The 15923-nt window shown below is 37.6% G+C and carries 19 protein-coding genes; all 19 read right to left on the minus strand.

Annotation, left to right across the window (positions count from 1 at the left end):
- Position 1: 1 nt before the first annotated feature.
- On the minus strand, positions 2 to 364 hold the full coding sequence (locus ACFVT8_RS10860; protein ID WP_049668450.1) for a response regulator: 363 nt from the start codon (positions 362 to 364) through the stop codon (positions 2 to 4).
- A gap of 21 nt (positions 365 to 385) precedes the next feature.
- The gene (fliY, locus tag ACFVT8_RS10865) at positions 386 to 1627 is read right to left on the minus strand and encodes a flagellar motor switch phosphatase FliY (RefSeq protein ID WP_387079994.1); all 1242 of its coding nucleotides are present in this window, start codon (positions 1625 to 1627) and stop codon (positions 386 to 388) included.
- Positions 1620 to 2615, minus strand: a complete 996-nt coding sequence (gene fliM / locus ACFVT8_RS10870; RefSeq protein ID WP_387079992.1) for a flagellar motor switch protein FliM — start codon at positions 2613 to 2615, stop codon at positions 1620 to 1622. Before fliM ends, fliY begins: the two co-directional genes overlap by 8 nt.
- A 31-nt stretch (positions 2616 to 2646) precedes the next feature.
- Positions 2647 to 3075 carry a flagellar basal body-associated protein FliL gene (gene fliL, locus ACFVT8_RS10875; RefSeq protein WP_387079990.1) on the minus strand — a complete coding sequence of 143 codons (429 nt, stop codon included), beginning with the start codon at positions 3073 to 3075 and terminating at the stop codon, positions 2647 to 2649.
- A complete protein-coding gene (locus ACFVT8_RS10880) occupies positions 3065 to 3286 on the minus strand; it encodes a flagellar FlbD family protein (protein ID WP_049668748.1) in 222 nt (73 codons plus the stop codon). The genes fliL and ACFVT8_RS10880 overlap by 11 nt, the downstream gene beginning before the upstream one ends.
- Before the next feature lie 162 nt (positions 3287 to 3448).
- On the minus strand, positions 3449 to 4417 hold the full coding sequence (gene flgG, locus ACFVT8_RS10885) for a flagellar basal body rod protein FlgG (protein ID WP_387079988.1): 969 nt from the start codon (positions 4415 to 4417) through the stop codon (positions 3449 to 3451).
- Positions 4418 to 4494: 77 nt separating this feature from the next.
- Positions 4495 to 4866, minus strand: coding sequence for a TIGR02530 family flagellar biosynthesis protein (locus tag ACFVT8_RS10890; RefSeq protein ID WP_387081484.1), 372 nt, complete (start codon positions 4864 to 4866; stop codon positions 4495 to 4497).
- A gap of 15 nt (positions 4867 to 4881) precedes the next feature.
- Positions 4882 to 5562, minus strand: coding sequence for a flagellar hook assembly protein FlgD (gene flgD / locus ACFVT8_RS10895; protein ID WP_387081482.1), 681 nt, complete (start codon positions 5560 to 5562; stop codon positions 4882 to 4884).
- Between the two features lie 2 nt (positions 5563 to 5564).
- Complete coding sequence (locus ACFVT8_RS10900) at positions 5565 to 6833, minus strand: flagellar hook-length control protein FliK (RefSeq protein ID WP_387079986.1); 1269 nt, start codon at positions 6831 to 6833, stop codon at positions 5565 to 5567.
- Between the two features lie 23 nt (positions 6834 to 6856).
- Positions 6857 to 7465 (minus strand): MotE family protein, encoded by a 609-nt coding sequence (locus tag ACFVT8_RS10905; RefSeq protein WP_387079984.1) that lies wholly within the window; start codon positions 7463 to 7465, stop codon positions 6857 to 6859.
- Positions 7466 to 7469: 4 nt separating this feature from the next.
- Complete coding sequence (fliJ, locus tag ACFVT8_RS10910) at positions 7470 to 7919, minus strand: flagellar export protein FliJ (protein WP_387079982.1); 450 nt, start codon at positions 7917 to 7919, stop codon at positions 7470 to 7472.
- A gap of 1 nt (position 7920) precedes the next feature.
- Positions 7921 to 9246: a flagellar protein export ATPase FliI gene (gene fliI, locus ACFVT8_RS10915; RefSeq protein ID WP_053483299.1), complete on the minus strand. Its 1326-nt coding sequence runs from the start codon at positions 9244 to 9246 to the stop codon at positions 7921 to 7923.
- Positions 9247 to 9251: 5 nt separating this feature from the next.
- Complete coding sequence (gene fliH, locus ACFVT8_RS10920; protein ID WP_387079981.1) at positions 9252 to 10040, minus strand: flagellar assembly protein FliH; 789 nt, start codon at positions 10038 to 10040, stop codon at positions 9252 to 9254.
- Positions 10033 to 11046 carry a flagellar motor switch protein FliG gene (gene fliG / locus ACFVT8_RS10925; RefSeq protein WP_053594207.1) on the minus strand — a complete coding sequence of 338 codons (1014 nt, stop codon included), beginning with the start codon at positions 11044 to 11046 and terminating at the stop codon, positions 10033 to 10035. Before fliG ends, fliH begins: the two co-directional genes overlap by 8 nt.
- A gap of 15 nt (positions 11047 to 11061) precedes the next feature.
- Complete coding sequence (fliF, locus tag ACFVT8_RS10930; RefSeq protein ID WP_387079980.1) at positions 11062 to 12651, minus strand: flagellar basal-body MS-ring/collar protein FliF; 1590 nt, start codon at positions 12649 to 12651, stop codon at positions 11062 to 11064.
- Between the two features lie 336 nt (positions 12652 to 12987).
- Entirely contained in the window at positions 12988 to 13293 is a 306-nt protein-coding gene (gene fliE, locus ACFVT8_RS10935) for a flagellar hook-basal body complex protein FliE (RefSeq protein WP_387079978.1), read from the minus strand.
- 23 nt (positions 13294 to 13316) lie between these two features.
- Positions 13317 to 13778 carry a flagellar basal body rod protein FlgC gene (gene flgC, locus ACFVT8_RS10940; RefSeq protein ID WP_387079976.1) on the minus strand — a complete coding sequence of 154 codons (462 nt, stop codon included), beginning with the start codon at positions 13776 to 13778 and terminating at the stop codon, positions 13317 to 13319.
- 3 nt (positions 13779 to 13781) lie between these two features.
- A complete protein-coding gene (gene flgB / locus ACFVT8_RS10945; RefSeq protein ID WP_387079974.1) occupies positions 13782 to 14174 on the minus strand; it encodes a flagellar basal body rod protein FlgB in 393 nt (130 codons plus the stop codon).
- A gap of 951 nt (positions 14175 to 15125) precedes the next feature.
- The gene (gene codY, locus ACFVT8_RS10950; RefSeq protein WP_370042872.1) at positions 15126 to 15905 is read right to left on the minus strand and encodes a GTP-sensing pleiotropic transcriptional regulator CodY; all 780 of its coding nucleotides are present in this window, start codon (positions 15903 to 15905) and stop codon (positions 15126 to 15128) included.
- Between the last annotated feature and the right edge of the window lie 18 nt (positions 15906 to 15923).

The raw sequence follows: 15923 nt of genomic DNA on the forward strand, positions 1-15923 counted from the left end.
ATCATCCTAGAGCTTTTTGAATCGCTTCAATTACACGATCAGCTTGGAAAGGCTTAACGATAAAGTCTTTCGCACCAGCTTGAATTGCATCGATTACCATCGCTTGTTGTCCCATTGCTGAACACATAATTACAGTTGCATTTGGATCTGAACCCTTAATTGCTTTAAGAGCTGCAATACCGTCCATTTCTGGCATCGTGATATCCATTGTTACTAAATCTGGCTTTAATTCGTTGTACTTTTCAACAGCTTGTAAACCATCTGCTGCCTCTCCGACAACTTCAAATCCATTTTTCGATAAAATATCCTTGATCATCATGCGCATGAATGCAGCATCGTCTACAATCAAAATTCTTTTAGACATGGTTAACTCCTCCAATTGAAACTATCTTAAATTATTTAAGCGCTCTGCTTGACTTAAAACATCTGTAATACGGACACCGAAGTTTTCGTCAATAACAACGACTTCACCTTTAGCGATTAAACGGCTATTAACTAAAATATCAACCGGTTCACCAGCTAATTTATCTAGTTCAATAATCGAACCGCTAGATAGTTCTAATATCTCTTTTACAGAACGCTTTGTACGTCCTAACTCTACAGTAACTTGCAATGGAATATCAAGTAGCATATTTAAATTTCTAGCTTCAGATTGCGAGATAACATTTGGATCAAAACTAGCAAACTGTGCTTGTTGAACATTGACCGGTTGAACAGGTCTTGTTGCTTGCATCGGAATCTGTTGTTGCTCTTGATACATTGGTTGCTGCACAGGCGCTGCCTGTTGTTGATATACTGGCTGCGCAGGCGGTGGTGTTACAGGTGCTTGTGGTTGCATAGACGCCTGTGGTTGTACAGGAGTCGGTGCTACTGGCGCTTCAGGCGCTATAGTCGCAGCTACAGGTTCCTCGATTGATTCCGTTTCTCCTAATAAAGATTTCACAATGTTTTGGCTAAATTTCAGCGGTAATAATTGCATTAGATTTGAATCAATTAAATTACCAATTCTCAATCTGAAGGATACTTTTACGAGTAAATCATCTTCAGGAATATTCTCTCGTCCTTCATTTTGAGAAATATTCATTAAATCAATAGTAGGTGGAGAAATATCCACTTTTTTATTAAATACTGTCGACATTGAAGTAGCTGCAGAACCCATCATTTGATTCATAGCTTCTTGCACGGCACTTAGCTGAATTTCACCTAAGTCTGGTTTCGGATTTAAGCCATCTCCACCTAACATTAAATCAGCAATAATCGCTGCATCAGATTGCTTAATAACAAGTAAATTCATACCTGTTAACCCGATTGTATATTCAACTTGTACCGCTACATAAGGATGAGGGAATTCCTCTTCTAATTTATTACGGTTAATCATTGAAATACTTGGAGTAGTAATATCTACTTTTTGACCTAATAACGCTGAAAGGGCTGTGGCAGAGCTACCAAAAGATATATTTCCTACCTCACCTAATGCATCTTGCGCAAACGAATCGAGATAATCCTCTACCTTTAAATCATTAATATCCTCATTTGTTGAAGCTTCAGTGTCGCTGTTTTTATCTTCCAACGTCTCGCCCCTTAATAACGCTTCAATTTCTTCTTGGGAGAGCATTTCATCACTCATCTTCGTCTCCTCCTTTCAAAGGGTCGATAATCTGGATTGCTAATTTTTTGCCTTGCTTTCCTGGTTGAACTGTAAATTTCGGTAATGTTCCTACTTTTAATAGTAGTGGATCGTCAATTTTTTGTTCTAATTGAATGACATCTCCAACTTGCATTGTGAGGAAATCCTCAATGGTAATGTCTGTAATACCTAGTTCAACGGAAACAGGTAGTTTTGCTTGTTTCACACGTGTTTCAAGCATTTTTGTTTGCTCTGGAGACATCTCTTTTGTATTTGTCTGCATCCAGTAGCGAACAGAAAGATTCGGAACAATTGGCTCCAATACAACATGCGGAATACAAATATTAATCATACCGCTTGTCTCACCGATGATTGTGTTTAAGGAAATAACGACAACCGTTTCATTTGGTGAAATCATTTGTAAAAATTGAGGATTAACCTCAAGCTCTACTAAAATTGGATCAATCTCCGCAACATTTTCCCAAGCCTCGCGTAAATTGTCGAATGAACGTTCAAAAAGGTTTGTCATAATTTTCGTTTCAATTTCTGTTAAGTTGTCCACATTACTATGACTCGCCCCACTACCGCCCATTAAACGATCTAACATCGAGTAGGCAATGTTTGGGTTTATTTCCATCAATATATTACCATCTAATGGCGGCACTTCAAACACATTAATGAGTGTCATATTCGGAATCGAACGTACAAACTCTTCAAATGGTATTTGGTCTACTGATGCAACAGTAATCTGCACATAGCTTCTCAGCTGAGCAGAAAAGAAAGTTGTCAGTAATCGTGCAAAATTTTCATGTATACGGGTCAAACTTCGGATTTGATCTTTTGAGAAACGTAGTGCTCGTTTAAAGTCATATACTTTAACCTTGCGTCCCTCGTCCTCTTTTTTTATGTCGTCCGCTGACATTTCCCCAGTTGATATTGCGGAAAGCAGCGCATCTATCTCGGATTGAGATAACACATCTCCTGCCATTTGCCCACCTCCATTTCAAGCAGTTTCTTTATTATTGGGTGATGAAGGAGGTAAAATAAACTTCCTGAACTTCTCCCTCTTGCATCAATTCATTAATTTTTGTTTTTAATGATTTTTGGAAAACTTGTTTACCTTGCTTACCTTCTAAATCTTTTTGCTCCATTTCGGAAAGCTCTTGAAGAACAATATTTTTCACTTGGAAATCACGCTTCGTTAATTCAGCAGCAGCATCTTTACTTGATGTTTGAATTTTTAACGAAAAGCGTACAATTTTGTTATCAGCTAGATTAGTTGTAATTTCCGGAATTTCAACAGAAGCTGCTACGATTTCATCAATAGTTGGCTCAAGAGACTTTGCTGGTTTATTAAATTGTGTAAACAATGCAAAGCAAATACCCCCGATAAGTATAATTGCTACTAGCACGATGATAATCATCGTTAACACTTTGTTATTCTTCATCTTCTTCACCTCGTAGATGCGGGTTTGATAGTATTTGTATATTTTTATAAAAGGCAGTTACCTTTTGTCGCACCTCATCTTCACTTTGTAAAACAATGATTTTGGTTCCAGTCGTTAATGTAATAGTCGTATCTGGAAAAGATTCGACCGTTTCTATGTATAAAGCATTCAATGTAAATGCTTTGCCATTTAGACGTGTTAGTTCAATCATTGAAATAGGGCCGGGTCTAGCAAGAGAGCCGGCCCGACCCTCCCTCATATGAAATTATGTTTTTACAATCTGAACACTAGCCTCACCAGGATTATGTCCCAGTAATTTATACGTTTTTTCTTAAACATGCTTAGCGACAGAACTAAAAATAACTCATTTAATTTATCGTTTTAAGTTTACTAACTCTTGAAGAATTTCATCTGACGTTGTAATTATACGAGTATTCGATTGGAAACCACGTTGTGCAACAATCATTTCTGTGAATTCTTCAGATAGATCGACGTTAGACATTTCTACAGCACCTGCAACAACTTTACCCATACCTGCTACAGTAGCTACCTGTGCATATGCTACACCTGAGTTTGTAGTTTGTTGATAGTAATTACCCCCTACTTTAGCAAGACCACCAGCGTTCGGGAATTTAGCCATTACCAACTGTCCAGCCCACTGTAGATCACCGTTTAAATCTGTATAAGTAATAGTACCATCAGCTCCGATATTTACTTCTTTAGCTGTTGTCGGGATCCGAATAGGTCCTACAGTACCCTCAGCAGGTGTTAATACTCCTTCATCATCAAATAAATTAGCACCATCATCACCAGATGTTTTGGGTGCATCATCTGGTAAAATACCTGTATCATCCTTCTCGGTAACAATCTCGTCACCAGCAGTGACCCCAACTAAATATTTCCCGTCGGCATTTACTAAGTAGCCATTGTTGTCCATGTAGAAAATACCATTACGTGTAAATAACGTGTTATTGAATCCTTCTTCATCAATAAAGCCAGAATCTGCGTCTGGAGCGCCATTAGCATCAGCCACCATAAAGAAACCATCGCCTTCAATAGCTAAATCTAGTCCACGTCCTGTACTCTGTAAGGATCCGCCACCGTGGATAGTATCGATAGCAGCTAATTGTGAACCTAGACCTACTTGTTGAGGGTTTACACCTCCACGTGTAGCCGTAGATCCAGATGCACCAGCTTGTGTTTGAGACATTAAATCTTTAAAATTAACACGCCCTTTTTTAAAACCAACTGTATTAACGTTAGCAATATTATTACCAATAACGTCAAGCTTTGTTTGGAAGTTTTTAAGACCTGAAATACCTGAATACATAGAACGTAACATAATGTCGTTCTCCCTTCATTTATATTGTGTGCCTCTATCAATCAGCACACTTAGGCTTCCTTTCAAAGGTCCAGCCCTTATAGCACGATAGTGCCATCAATATTTGTAAATATTTGCTGTTTTGCTTCCGTGCGGTCCATCGCTGTAATGACAGTTGCGTTTTTAGCACTGACAATTAAAGCTGCTTGATCCATCAAGACTAATGGTTGTTTGACACCTTTTGAGTGTGCTTCAAATACCTTGTCTGATACAACCTGCCATTCTTGTTCAGAAATCGCTATCTTACGCTCCATAATACGTTCATGGGCATGCTTGCTCACTTTTAACTCTTGTTGATTGGTAGCTTCTTGTAAATGAGCTTTAAACGATTGCTGTGTGTTTATTGGCTTAGGTTGTGCCTGGCGAATAGATGGATGCAATGGTACACGATGAAGTGAAAACTTATCCATCATTCTTCTCCACCTTTATTCGCTGATTACGGTAAATTCTTTATCTGTTAATTTTTTGTCATTGTCTAAGACATAATGAATTACGCCATCTTTTGTTGTTACAGAAACGATACGTCCTTGTAGTTCTTGCTCGCCTTCCTTATACGTAACATTTTTACCAATTAGTTTACTTGCTTGTACAAGTGGAGATTCTGTTACTACATTTTCACTTGAACCGCCTAAAATAGCTGAGATATTACCAGGAGTTAATTCCTTACCATCAGTTAGTACAAACACCGGCTCACCATCTACAAACTTCACCGATTTAATTGTGCCTGTTCCTTCATTAATAATAGGTTTATTTTTTTCGTCTAGCTTATCTGTTAGCTCGTGCCATTGCACTTCCTTACCAATAAATGTTGTATAACTCATAAGTTGTGTTTGTTGCTGTGAGGCAAGTAATGATTCCATCGCTTTTGTCATATTTTGCATTTGCTCTAAAGAAGAGAATTGTGCCATCTGAGAAATGAATTCTCGGTCGTCCATAGGATTTGTCGGATCTTGATGTTGTAATTGAGTAATTAATAATTTTAAGAAAGCATCCTTTCCAAGATCACTATTCCCCGTCTGCTTCGTTGGCTTCTTATAATTGGAATAATAAAGTTCATCCGTTACATTTGTATTTACTGGTTTTGTATTAGTCGTTGCATCGGCCATCATTACACCTCCTCATTTATTAAATAGTCACTAAATGATTTGCCTTCATCGTCATCTTCGCTTTTTTGCTCTTGCTCATCTTGCTGTTGTTGCTTAAAGAAATTATTGAAGAAGTTTTGATCACGTTGTTGGCGATCTGCGTCTTGCAATGATTGGGCAATATCGAGACGGTCAACTTGAATATTTTGCTGAACAAAAGCTTGTTTTAATTGATGTGCCTGACTATCTAGTAATTCACGTCCTTGAGCTGTTGAAGCTAGTAGACGGGCTGTAAGGACACCGTCATTTTGCACAAGCTCGATACGAATTGTTCCTAAATTTTCTGGATACAATTTCAATGTTAAACGTGTAATACCTTGTGCATTAGAAATTTGGGCTCTATTGATAATTGCTTGCATCTCTTTTAAAAATGCCTCAGACTGTGCTGGTTTTGCCGCTGGCAGGGTCACTTGGAACGTGTCTGCTTTTGTTTGGACTGTATTAGGAGTCACTATTTCATTAGCACTTGTGTCTGCCTGCTTTGTAACCTGAACCTGTTGAACTACTTTCTGGAAGCCTTGCAACGGAAGTGTTACGGTTGTTTTAGTTGTTACTTGCTGTTCAGATAGAGTCGTCTCTACTTGTGTTTGTATCGTTGTTAAAAGACTTTTTATGTCAGTTAACACGTTTTCTTGTGATGCTGTTAAGTCCGTTTTTTGTCCAACTAATTGTGCTAACTTTAACACTTGAAGCAATGGCGCTACTTCCTTTGGAGTCACTTGTCCTTCACCCTGTAAAGCTGCTACTACTTGTGTTTGAAGCATTGGTGCTTGAGCGTCTACTATTGCTAAAAGCTCCCATACATCTTTCGCTTCTTTATCCTCGCCTAGCAACTGTTGTACTAACTTTTGAAGTTGTTCGGTATCAATCCCCAACGCATCCATTAAATTATCAAGATTTAACATTTCATCCATAGCAACAGCTTTGCCCTCGTCACCAATTTGAAGCATTAACAAACCATCGTCGTGTGGAATACCCAGTACGTCTAGTACTTCTTCTATAGAATCAGCATTTAAAACTGCTGCTAAATCAGAGGTATCCTTTATATCTGTTGACTGTGTAGGTTGCTGTTTTTGATTTGAAGAAGAAATAATCTGTCCAAAAACAGACCCAAACTTGTTCGACGGTTCATTTGCTTTAACATTGGAATCGCCTTGTGTTGCAGGTTTTGTAGTCGCTGTTTTAGTTGGTATAGCATTAGACATCATTTGCATCATCGCCACATCCATCATGTTTCACCTCCTTTCAGATTATCTTATTGTTTAGCCATCATTTCTGTATATTTCGCTGCATCTTGTGGACTCATTTTTTCGAGAATCGCTGCTAATTTATCTGGTTTTAAGTTTGTTAAAATACGCAGTGCTTCAGTATCGCTCATTTTAATAAGGACTGGCGCTGCTGCTTTAGGAGACATCTTATCAAATGTTTTTAAAATATCAGTAAAGTCACGCTTTACGTCACTTTGCTCCCTATTTAATTTTTCAATTTCAAATTTCAGCTGTTCATTTTCTGTCGTTAACTTTTCTTTTTCAGTTGTTGCAGTATCCATTTTCTTTTGCAGCTGAGCGATTTCCGCATCTTTTTCTTGTACTTCGGCCTGTAAATTTACAACCTTCGAATCATTATTAACTACAGCATCTTTTGCTTGTTGTTCTTCTGAAGGAACGAATGGTAAGCTTTGAACTGCCTTCTTCCCTAAATCAAAGACATTCGTATTCATAAGGGTTGCAACAACAAGTAGAACTGCCGCTACAAACATGATAGGTATTACAAACCAAGTAAAAAACTTGCGAAAGCCTCCTGATTTACGTTTAGGCGGATGTTCTACTAATTCTGTTTTAAGTCGATTGTCTGTTTTTGCCATGAAATCACCTGATTTCTCTCTTGTTATACGTAAGCGATGAAATCTCATCTAAAAAAATACCTTCGATACGATCCTGTTCCTGCTGAAATACTTTAAAATCTTTTTCTCGCATTTTTTCAAATTTACGTACTTCCAAGTTTTTTTCTAATAATTTTTCTTCGTGCCAATTCATTTTTGCACGAGCTTGAACAACTTTCTGCTGTACATCAACAATTGTTTTTTCGAGGCTATCAATAAATCGTGCATAGTGATGAACCTCCTCTATTGATGAGCCTACAGCTAAACGCTCCTGCTGAAACTCTATTAAATCTTCTTTCTTTTTTAACAAATCATATAGCTTAGTTGCTACTTCTTCAAAAGAACGTACAGATTCTTTATACGCAATTTCAGTTTCATTTTTTTCTTGTTCACGAATGGTTAACACTTTTTCAAAACGATATATATAGCTGACCACCCTAGTTTCCACCACCGTTCGATAATGAAATTAACTCATTCATACTTTCCACAAGGGTCACTTTATCTAAATAGCCCTGCTTTAAATATGCGGTAATGAGAGGTTCATAGTAAATTGCTTCATCAATTTCTTTTGATGTACCTTTCTTATAAGCACCGATATTAATTAGATCCTCTGACTTGTCATATGTATAATAGAGCTCCCTTAATCGTTCGGCAGCCTTTTTGTGTTCTGGTTCTGCCACATGATTCATCAAACGGCTGACGCTTTTTAATACATTAATAGCTGGATATTGACCTTTATTGGCAAGGTTTCGATCAAGGACTATATGACCATCTAAAATCCCTCGCACAGTATCTGCAATTGGCTCATTCATATCATCACCATCTACTAATACTGTATAAAAGGCAGTAATAGAGCCTTTCTCATTAGTACCTGTGCGTTCTAATAGTTTCGGTAAAATCGCAAATACAGATGGTGTGTATCCTTTTTGAGCTGGTGGTTCACCTGTTGCAAGACCAATTTCACGCTGTGCCATAGCAACACGGGTCACTGAGTCCATCATTAACATGACATTTAAACCACGGTTTCTAAAATATTCGGCAATTGCTGTTGCGGTAAATGCTCCTTTAATTCGCATTAATGCAGGCTGATCAGAAGTGGCAGCAACAACTATAGATCGACTTAAACCCTCCGGTCCTAAATCACGCTCTATAAATTCACGAACCTCACGACCACGCTCTCCAATCAGTGCGATTACGTTTAAATCTGCTTGGGTATTGCGCGCAATCATACCGAGCAATGTACTTTTCCCAACCCCAGAACCAGCGAAAATACCAACACGTTGTCCATTACCGACAGTTAACATGCCGTCAATTGCTTTAACACCTACTTCAAGTCTCTCATTTATAGGTGGGCGTGTTAGCGGATTCGGTGGGTCCTGCTCAGTCGGAACTGACATTAATCCTTTCGGTAATACAGTTCCATCTATTGGATTTCCCATGGAATCAAGTACTTTCCCGATAAGCTCAGGACCTACTTTTACCTCAAGCGGTGCCCCTGTACCTTCGACTAGGCAGCCAATTGATATTTCTCGAAGAGAGGTAAAAGGCATTAAGACAACAATTTCATCTTTGAAGCCTACAACCTCTGCTAAGATGATTTGATGACCGTTTTTAGAAGTTTCTACATGAATTTTACAAACGTCACCAATAGAACTATCTGGACCTTGCGACTCAATCATCAAGCCGACAACTCTAGTTACTCTACCAAATTTTTTAAAGGTTGGTATTTGAGGAATTTGTTCGATTAATTGAGCCGTTTTCATCTAGATCATTCCTTACTTTCTAATATTTCATATAGCTTTAATCTTAGTTCGTTTAATTGCTCATCAATACTTACAACAATACGGCCATGATTTGTTTCAATATAGCAATCTGTTTCATTTTCTAAATCCTCATTTACAAATAACATAAATGGTACGTCAGTTGGGAACATTTCAGCTAGTTCATCTCGATTAGCAGTAATTAATGCATAGTAGATAGGTGAAACGTAAATTTTTATTTCTTTCATTTCTCTCGCTTCTTTAAGACCTCTACGAACGATTGAAACAAATAATTCATTGTCTCGCTCTAAAGACGCATCAATAATTCGCTCTGCAGCGGTTAAGCCTAGCTCTAAAATGATCGATTCCTGATCTTCAATATATTTTCGAGCATTTTCGCTCGCATGATTAATTATTTCATTGGCCGTTTGGAGAGATTGGGCCATCGCTTCATTTGCTTTGTTTATCCCATCCTCATATCCTTGACCAAATCCTTCGTCATACGCTTCTTGCACTCGATTAGGTCGTTCTTCTTCCCAACCTTGCTTTAAATGTTCAATTTCCTGAAAGAACATTTGCTTCTCTTGTTCATAAGCCTCACGTTCAGCCTGAATAGTAGCTCTAGCATCTGCAAGCAAACGTTCGCGCTCTTCTAGCACTTCTTCGATAGTAATTTGTTTTTGAGGTGGAACTTCTCCGTTTTCTATCTCTTGCATCTCAAACATGTCACGAATTTGAATCTTTTTGACATGATCGCCATTGGACTGTGTATATACAGAACGGATGATTCTAGACAATGACGTCATCTCCTCCACCACGTGCAATAATAATCTCACCAGCATCCTCTAAGCGACGAATAACCGCAACAATTCGAGATTGTGCTTCCTCTACATCACGCAGACGTACAGGTCCCATAATTTCCATTTCTTCCTTAAATGTCTCAGCCATACGCTGTGACATATTGCGGAAAATAATATCTTTTACTTCTTCGCTTGAAACTTTCATTGAAAGCAGTAAGTCTTCATTTTCACAATCACGAATAACACGTTGAATCGAACGGTTATCGAGCGTAACAATATCCTCGAATACAAACATACGTTTTTTGATTTCTTCTGCAAGCTCTGGATCTTGAATTTCGAGTGCATCGAGAATCGTTTTTTCCGTTTGTCGGTCTACACCATTTAACACTTCAACAACTGCATCTATGCCACCCGTTTCTGTGTAATCCTGTGTAACAGTTGATGACAATTTACGTTCTAAAACAGATTCAATTTCACTAATAACTTCTGGTGAAGTTGATTCCATTACGGCTATACGTTTAGCAATATCAGCCTGTACTTCCTGTGGCAATGAAGATAAAATAACGCCCGCTTGCCCTGCCTCTAAATAAGATAGAATAAGGGCAATCGTTTGTGGATGTTCATTTTGAATAAAGTTAAAAATTTGTGCTGGATCAGCTCTACGTGCAAAGTCAAAGGGACGCACTTGTAAAGAAGATGTTAGACGATTAATAATCGTTTGCGCCTGTTCTACACCAAGTGCTTTCTCCAATACTGTCTTCGCATAGCCAATACCACCCTGTGTAATATAATCTTGCGCAAGTGCAATATTGTGGAATTCTTCAATAATTTCCTCTTTAACATTTGCTTCTACTTTTTTAACGCTTGAAATCTCTAATGTTAAACGTTCAATTTCCTCTTCTGTTAAATGTTTATAGACAGAAGCTGAAACCTCAGGCCCTAATGAAATTAACAAGAGAGCGGCCTTTTGTTTTCCGGTTAATTCTTTATCTTTCTTGGACACAGTCGAACCTCCTAGTTAGTCTTCCGCAATCCAACTACGTAGTAACTTCGCAAAATCGTCTGGCTTATCTTTTGCCATTTTTTCAAGCTGCTTACGACGCATTGTAGCTTCCGTTTCAATTTCTTCATTAATATCTTCAATCATTAGTTCTTCTTGTTCATCTAGGATACTAAGTTCTTCTTCTTCCTGCGCACGTTTACGTGATCGGACAATGAAGAATGCAAGCAATAATATTACAGCTAGTAATATGCCGCCGATTACCCAAACCCACCATGGAATAACAGATTTTTCGCTAGCTACCTCTGTTGCTTTACCATTTAATTCATGCACTGAAACAGCTACTTTTTCATCGATTTGCTGTTGAGTAAGTTCAGCTGCTACATCTTTAGAAATCGTCGTACGAACAATAGTACTTAAAATTTTCTGGATATCCTCTTGAACCCCATTTGGTAACGTTCCCGCGTCAGCTCCTGTCGGTGGTTCAACAATTACTTGGATACCCATATCTTTAATTTTATAAGGTGCCTCTTGGATCTCTTTGCGTATACGGTTTACGTCATAATTAATTGTTTCTTCGGTATGCTCGGAATCCCCGTTACCCATAGTACCTTCGTTATAAGTAGTAAAGTTATCTGTTGTCGTTTCAGCTTCAGGTGTACCAGTAGCTGCAGCTGTACCAGAATATTGATCCGAAATACGTTGAGCACTAATTTCTATTCCTGCCATATTCTCTTCGTCAACCGGTGTTACTAGGTTTTCTTCACGATTTTCTTTTTTGAAATCAATGTCTGTTGACACAGAAACTATTACTTTGTCTTGTCCCATAAGGGTACCTAGCATATTTTGAACTTGGCGTTGTAGATCACGTTCAATCAATTTTTTCGCTTGTAGCTGACCTTCAGCTGTCGTTGTTGAAGTTTCATCAGTAGTCGCAGCATGCAGATCAAAGTAATCAGAAAATTGGTTAGAAATAACAATATTATCCGTACTTAAATTCGGAACACTTTTCGCTACTAAATTGTACATAGTGGCAATTTGTTGCTCTGTGAATTTATAGCCAGGATCAGTATTCAATACAATAGATGCTGTCGCTTCATCTTTAACGTCCTTTAAGAAAACGCCCTCTTCTGGAAGGTTAATCATTACCTTTGCATCTTTTACACCATCTAGATTTTTTATGAGCTTTGCAATTTCCGTTTCAGTTGCTGCTTTTTTTAATAGATTAAATTCATTATCTGTCATACCAAACCCAGAACTATTGGCAAAAGAATAATCAATCGATCCTGTTTGTGGATATCCTTCCGATGCCAACTGCACTAACAATGAATCTACTTGATCTTCAGGTACTAAAATCGATGCCCCTCCTGGCGCAATTTCATATTTTACACCTTTGGTGTCCAACTGTTCCTTCACTTGACCGATTTCTCTTGTCGATAAATCCTTATAAAGTGGTACATATGTAATTTTTGTAGCAAAAAGTGTAATAACGGTAGCAAGTACTATAACCCCTACTACTGAACCAAGCATTACAAATTTTTGTTTTTTACTACGACTTGTCCAAAATTGGCTGGTGTCGTTTTTTATTTTCGTCAATCGTTCATTCATTATGAATCCTCCGGTTATAGTGAATAACCTATCCATCTAATAATTCGCGAAAACAGTGATATCCCATAACATTCAATCATTATCATTACCATAACGGGTTGATTTCCGTTTCGACTAGGTTTTTTCCTAGGAGCATCCGGTGAGCCACTTGGGGCCATCAGGATGTTGGTCACGAAGGTATTTTCACAGGACGTGATTGTCTCGCTCCTGGGCATTATCTGTAACATGACTCTAAGGAGTTACCTAGCCTCCACATCAATCGTTCATTAAAAAAAGTATAAATTATGGGATATATTCTTTACTTCAATAGTGAATGTATCACTTGTTCAAATAAAGTTAGACACTCATTCGCATTATTTCTTGGTAAGCTTCAATCACCTTATTGCGAACTTCAATTGTTGCATTTAATGTAATGCTTGCCTTTTGTGATGCAATCATCACATCGTGCAACTCTACATCTCCACCATTAATTAACTTTTGAGTAAGATTGTCAGAAGTAATTTGTTGATCATTAACTTTCGATATTGCTTCTTTTAACGAGTTCGCAAAGCTCTGTTGAGCTTCATAAGGTGTCGTGTTAAGTTTATTTGTTTCATTTACAACCTGCATAGGTGTCATTTGTGAAACGGACGAAATTGTCATTATGTATCTTCCTTTCTACTTATTTATTTTCCAAGCTCTAAAGCCTTTGTCAGCATTGATTTATTTGCATTCAATACAGTTACGTTTGCCTCGTAAGAACGAGTGGCTGACATTAAATCTACCATTTCTTTTAATGGATCTACATTTGGCATATTTACATAACCATCTGCATTTGCATCTGGATGAGTTGGATCATACACAAGTTTGAAAGGTGTTTCTGTATCTTCTTTTATTTGCGTAACTTTTACGCCGTTGCCAACGCCACTCTTTGCGTTTTTACCAATTGCGGCATTAAAGAACTTTGAAAACTGTCCCTCTTGTGCTGTAAATGTCACAGACTTCCGGCGATATGGTTCCCACTCCCCATTCACTTGTTTAGCACGCGTTGTATCCATGTTTGCCATATTTGAAGAAATGACATCCATTCGTAAACGTTGTGCTGTTAAAGCTGAGGCAGTGGTATTCATTCCATGAAAAATAGACATCTATTACCTACCTCCTTTAATAACAGTATTTAATGTGTTTAACTTACCGTTCATACGTTCAATTAATGCGTTGTAATAAATTTGATTTTCCGCAAGTTTCGCCTGTTCAGCATCCATATCCACGGCATTACCATTATTTCGATAACGTAAGCCATTAACATTATTCACACCAGGCGTAGTTTGTCGAATCTCGAAATCATAATGTCTACTATCAGTACGATATGCCGAAATTGACATTTGTTGTTCTTTCTCCAACATATCTTTAAAACTTACACTTTTCGCCTTATAGTTCGGCGTATCGACATTCGCAATGTTATTAGCGATCGTTTTATGATTCAAAGTTGCATAGGAAAGTCCATTTTCCAGGCTACTAATAGTTCCTCCAAACAAATCCAAAACATTCACCTCATTCTATGTACTTCTTTATTTATCCAATAATACAATTGTAATTAAGATGATACGTAGTGTCTATTGTCTTTTGTCACTTTTTAGTAGTATATACGCCCTATTTTTATTCACAAATAACCAGGACAATACTTCTGCATCCCTTGATATACCTAGCTTTGTGGCAATACATCTTGTATCTAGTTAATTTACACTATTTCGACAGTGTTTACGCTTTTAGGATTGTTTTCTTCCTTTTTTTTACAAAATAACGGTAGACACAATGTCTAAATTAGAGTTCCTTTTTACTAGTTAGGTCCTAGCCTAAAATATTCCACAAAATTCTGAATAGTGATTCCGGACTGTCCTACAAGTAACATTTGGAGCATCCATTTTTCTCATTTACGCAAAAAGTATTGCGTATTTAAAAAATCTAATTTAGGGAGAAAGCAATGAAAATTGCGTCTGCGAGGGTCGAAAACTTACCTATAGGAGATGAAGAAAAGGATTAAAACATAGATGATTTCTCCCCCCTATTTAGTACTATATCATAATTCGACTTAATTAGAGCTATGTAAATCAGCTGAAAATTTAGTCGAATCATTGTCGAAATATAAAAATATTCAAAAGGCATCTGGAAAACAATTGTTCCAGATGCCTTCATATTACTTACTAATGATATTTAGGTGCCATATTAGATAAAGCATAGCTCTTTTTGACAAAACTAGAGGTTGAGTTCAGTTCCAATTTGGGTAGCGAAAAGCGCAGTGCTAACGAGTCAGAACGTGGCCATAGGACATGACGTTCTTAGACTGTGTTCCTTCTATTTCAGTGGATGTTTTTTGTACCGCAAGCGGTAGCGACAGGTACAGATGTTTGGACACCCGCTGAGAGAAGATAAAAGGCATCTGGAATAAAATTATTCCAGATGCCTCACACCGTTCCATAAAGGACGTTTTATAATTATTTCATTTTAATTTCAGCTAATGCATTTAAGAATTTATCATTAAGCACTTTAATGTAAGTACCTTTCATACCTAGAGAGCGAGATTCGATTACACCAGCAGATTCTAGTTTACGTAATGCGTTTACGATTACTGAACGCGTAATGCCAACTCGGTCTGCAATTTTAGAAGCAACAAGTAAGCCTTCATGTCCGTCAAGCTCTTCAAAGATATGTTCAATAGCCTCTAACTCACTGTATGAAAGAGAGTTAATTGCCATTTGTACAACAGCTTTGCTACGTGCTTCCTCTTCAATTTCTTCAGATTTCTCACGTAAAATTTCCATACCAACTACTGTTGCACCATACTCAGCTAAAATTAAATCATCATCCTCGAATTGTGAAGATAAACGAGCAAGAATTAAAGTACCTAGACGCTCGCCACCACCAACAATCGGTACAATCGTTGTTAATGCATTTTGGAATAACTCTTTGTTTTCAACTGGGAAAGCAGTATGTTCGTCATGAATATCTAGGTTTGAAGATGTTTCAGAAATTGTAAACAAGCTATGTGTATATTCTTCTGGGAATTGGCGCTCTTCGAACATCTTTTTCATACGTTCATTTTCAATTTGTTGGTGAATTGAAATGCCTAAAAGCTTTCCTTTACGGCTTACAATATAAACATTACTGTCAATAATATCTCCTAATGTATCTGCCATTTCTTTAAAGTTTACTGGCTTACCAGCAGATGCTTGAAGCATCGAGTTAATTTTACGTGTTTTTTCTAATAAATTCATTATATGTTCCTCCTATAA

The organism is Lysinibacillus sp. NPDC058147 (assembly GCF_042884205.1).
Lineage (GTDB): Bacteria > Bacillota > Bacilli > Bacillales_A > Planococcaceae > Lysinibacillus.

What these genes read in the sequence shown, in the direction of transcription:
- flgC (WP_387079976.1), bottom strand. Translation starts at nt 13,778, where the DNA reads ATGTCTATTTTTCATGGAATGAATACCACTGCCTCAGCTTTAACAGCA.
- fliY (WP_387079994.1), bottom strand. Translation starts at nt 1,627, where the DNA reads ATGAGTGATGAAATGCTCTCCCAAGAAGAAATTGAAGCGTTATTAAGG.
- flgG (WP_387079988.1), bottom strand. Translation starts at nt 4,417, where the DNA reads ATGTTACGTTCTATGTATTCAGGTATTTCAGGTCTTAAAAACTTCCAA.
- flgD (WP_387081482.1), bottom strand. Translation starts at nt 5,562, where the DNA reads ATGGCCGATGCAACGACTAATACAAAACCAGTAAATACAAATGTAACG.
- fliL (WP_387079990.1), bottom strand. Translation starts at nt 3,075, where the DNA reads ATGAAGAATAACAAAGTGTTAACGATGATTATCATCGTGCTAGTAGCA.
- ACFVT8_RS10860 (WP_049668450.1), bottom strand. Translation starts at nt 364, where the DNA reads ATGTCTAAAAGAATTTTGATTGTAGACGATGCTGCATTCATGCGCATG.
- fliF (WP_387079980.1), bottom strand. Translation starts at nt 12,651, where the DNA reads ATGAATGAACGATTGACGAAAATAAAAAACGACACCAGCCAATTTTGG.
- fliI (WP_053483299.1), bottom strand. Translation starts at nt 9,246, where the DNA reads ATGAAAACGGCTCAATTAATCGAACAAATTCCTCAAATACCAACCTTT.
- ACFVT8_RS10890 (WP_387081484.1), bottom strand. Translation starts at nt 4,866, where the DNA reads ATGGATAAGTTTTCACTTCATCGTGTACCATTGCATCCATCTATTCGC.
- fliE (WP_387079978.1), bottom strand. Translation starts at nt 13,293, where the DNA reads ATGACAATTTCGTCCGTTTCACAAATGACACCTATGCAGGTTGTAAAT.
- ACFVT8_RS10880 (WP_049668748.1), bottom strand. Translation starts at nt 3,286, where the DNA reads ATGATTGAACTAACACGTCTAAATGGCAAAGCATTTACATTGAATGCT.
- ACFVT8_RS10900 (WP_387079986.1), bottom strand. Translation starts at nt 6,833, where the DNA reads ATGATGGATGTGGCGATGATGCAAATGATGTCTAATGCTATACCAACT.
- codY (WP_370042872.1), bottom strand. Translation starts at nt 15,905, where the DNA reads ATGAATTTATTAGAAAAAACACGTAAAATTAACTCGATGCTTCAAGCA.
- fliM (WP_387079992.1), bottom strand. Translation starts at nt 2,615, where the DNA reads ATGGCAGGAGATGTGTTATCTCAATCCGAGATAGATGCGCTGCTTTCC.
- ACFVT8_RS10905 (WP_387079984.1), bottom strand. Translation starts at nt 7,465, where the DNA reads ATGGCAAAAACAGACAATCGACTTAAAACAGAATTAGTAGAACATCCG.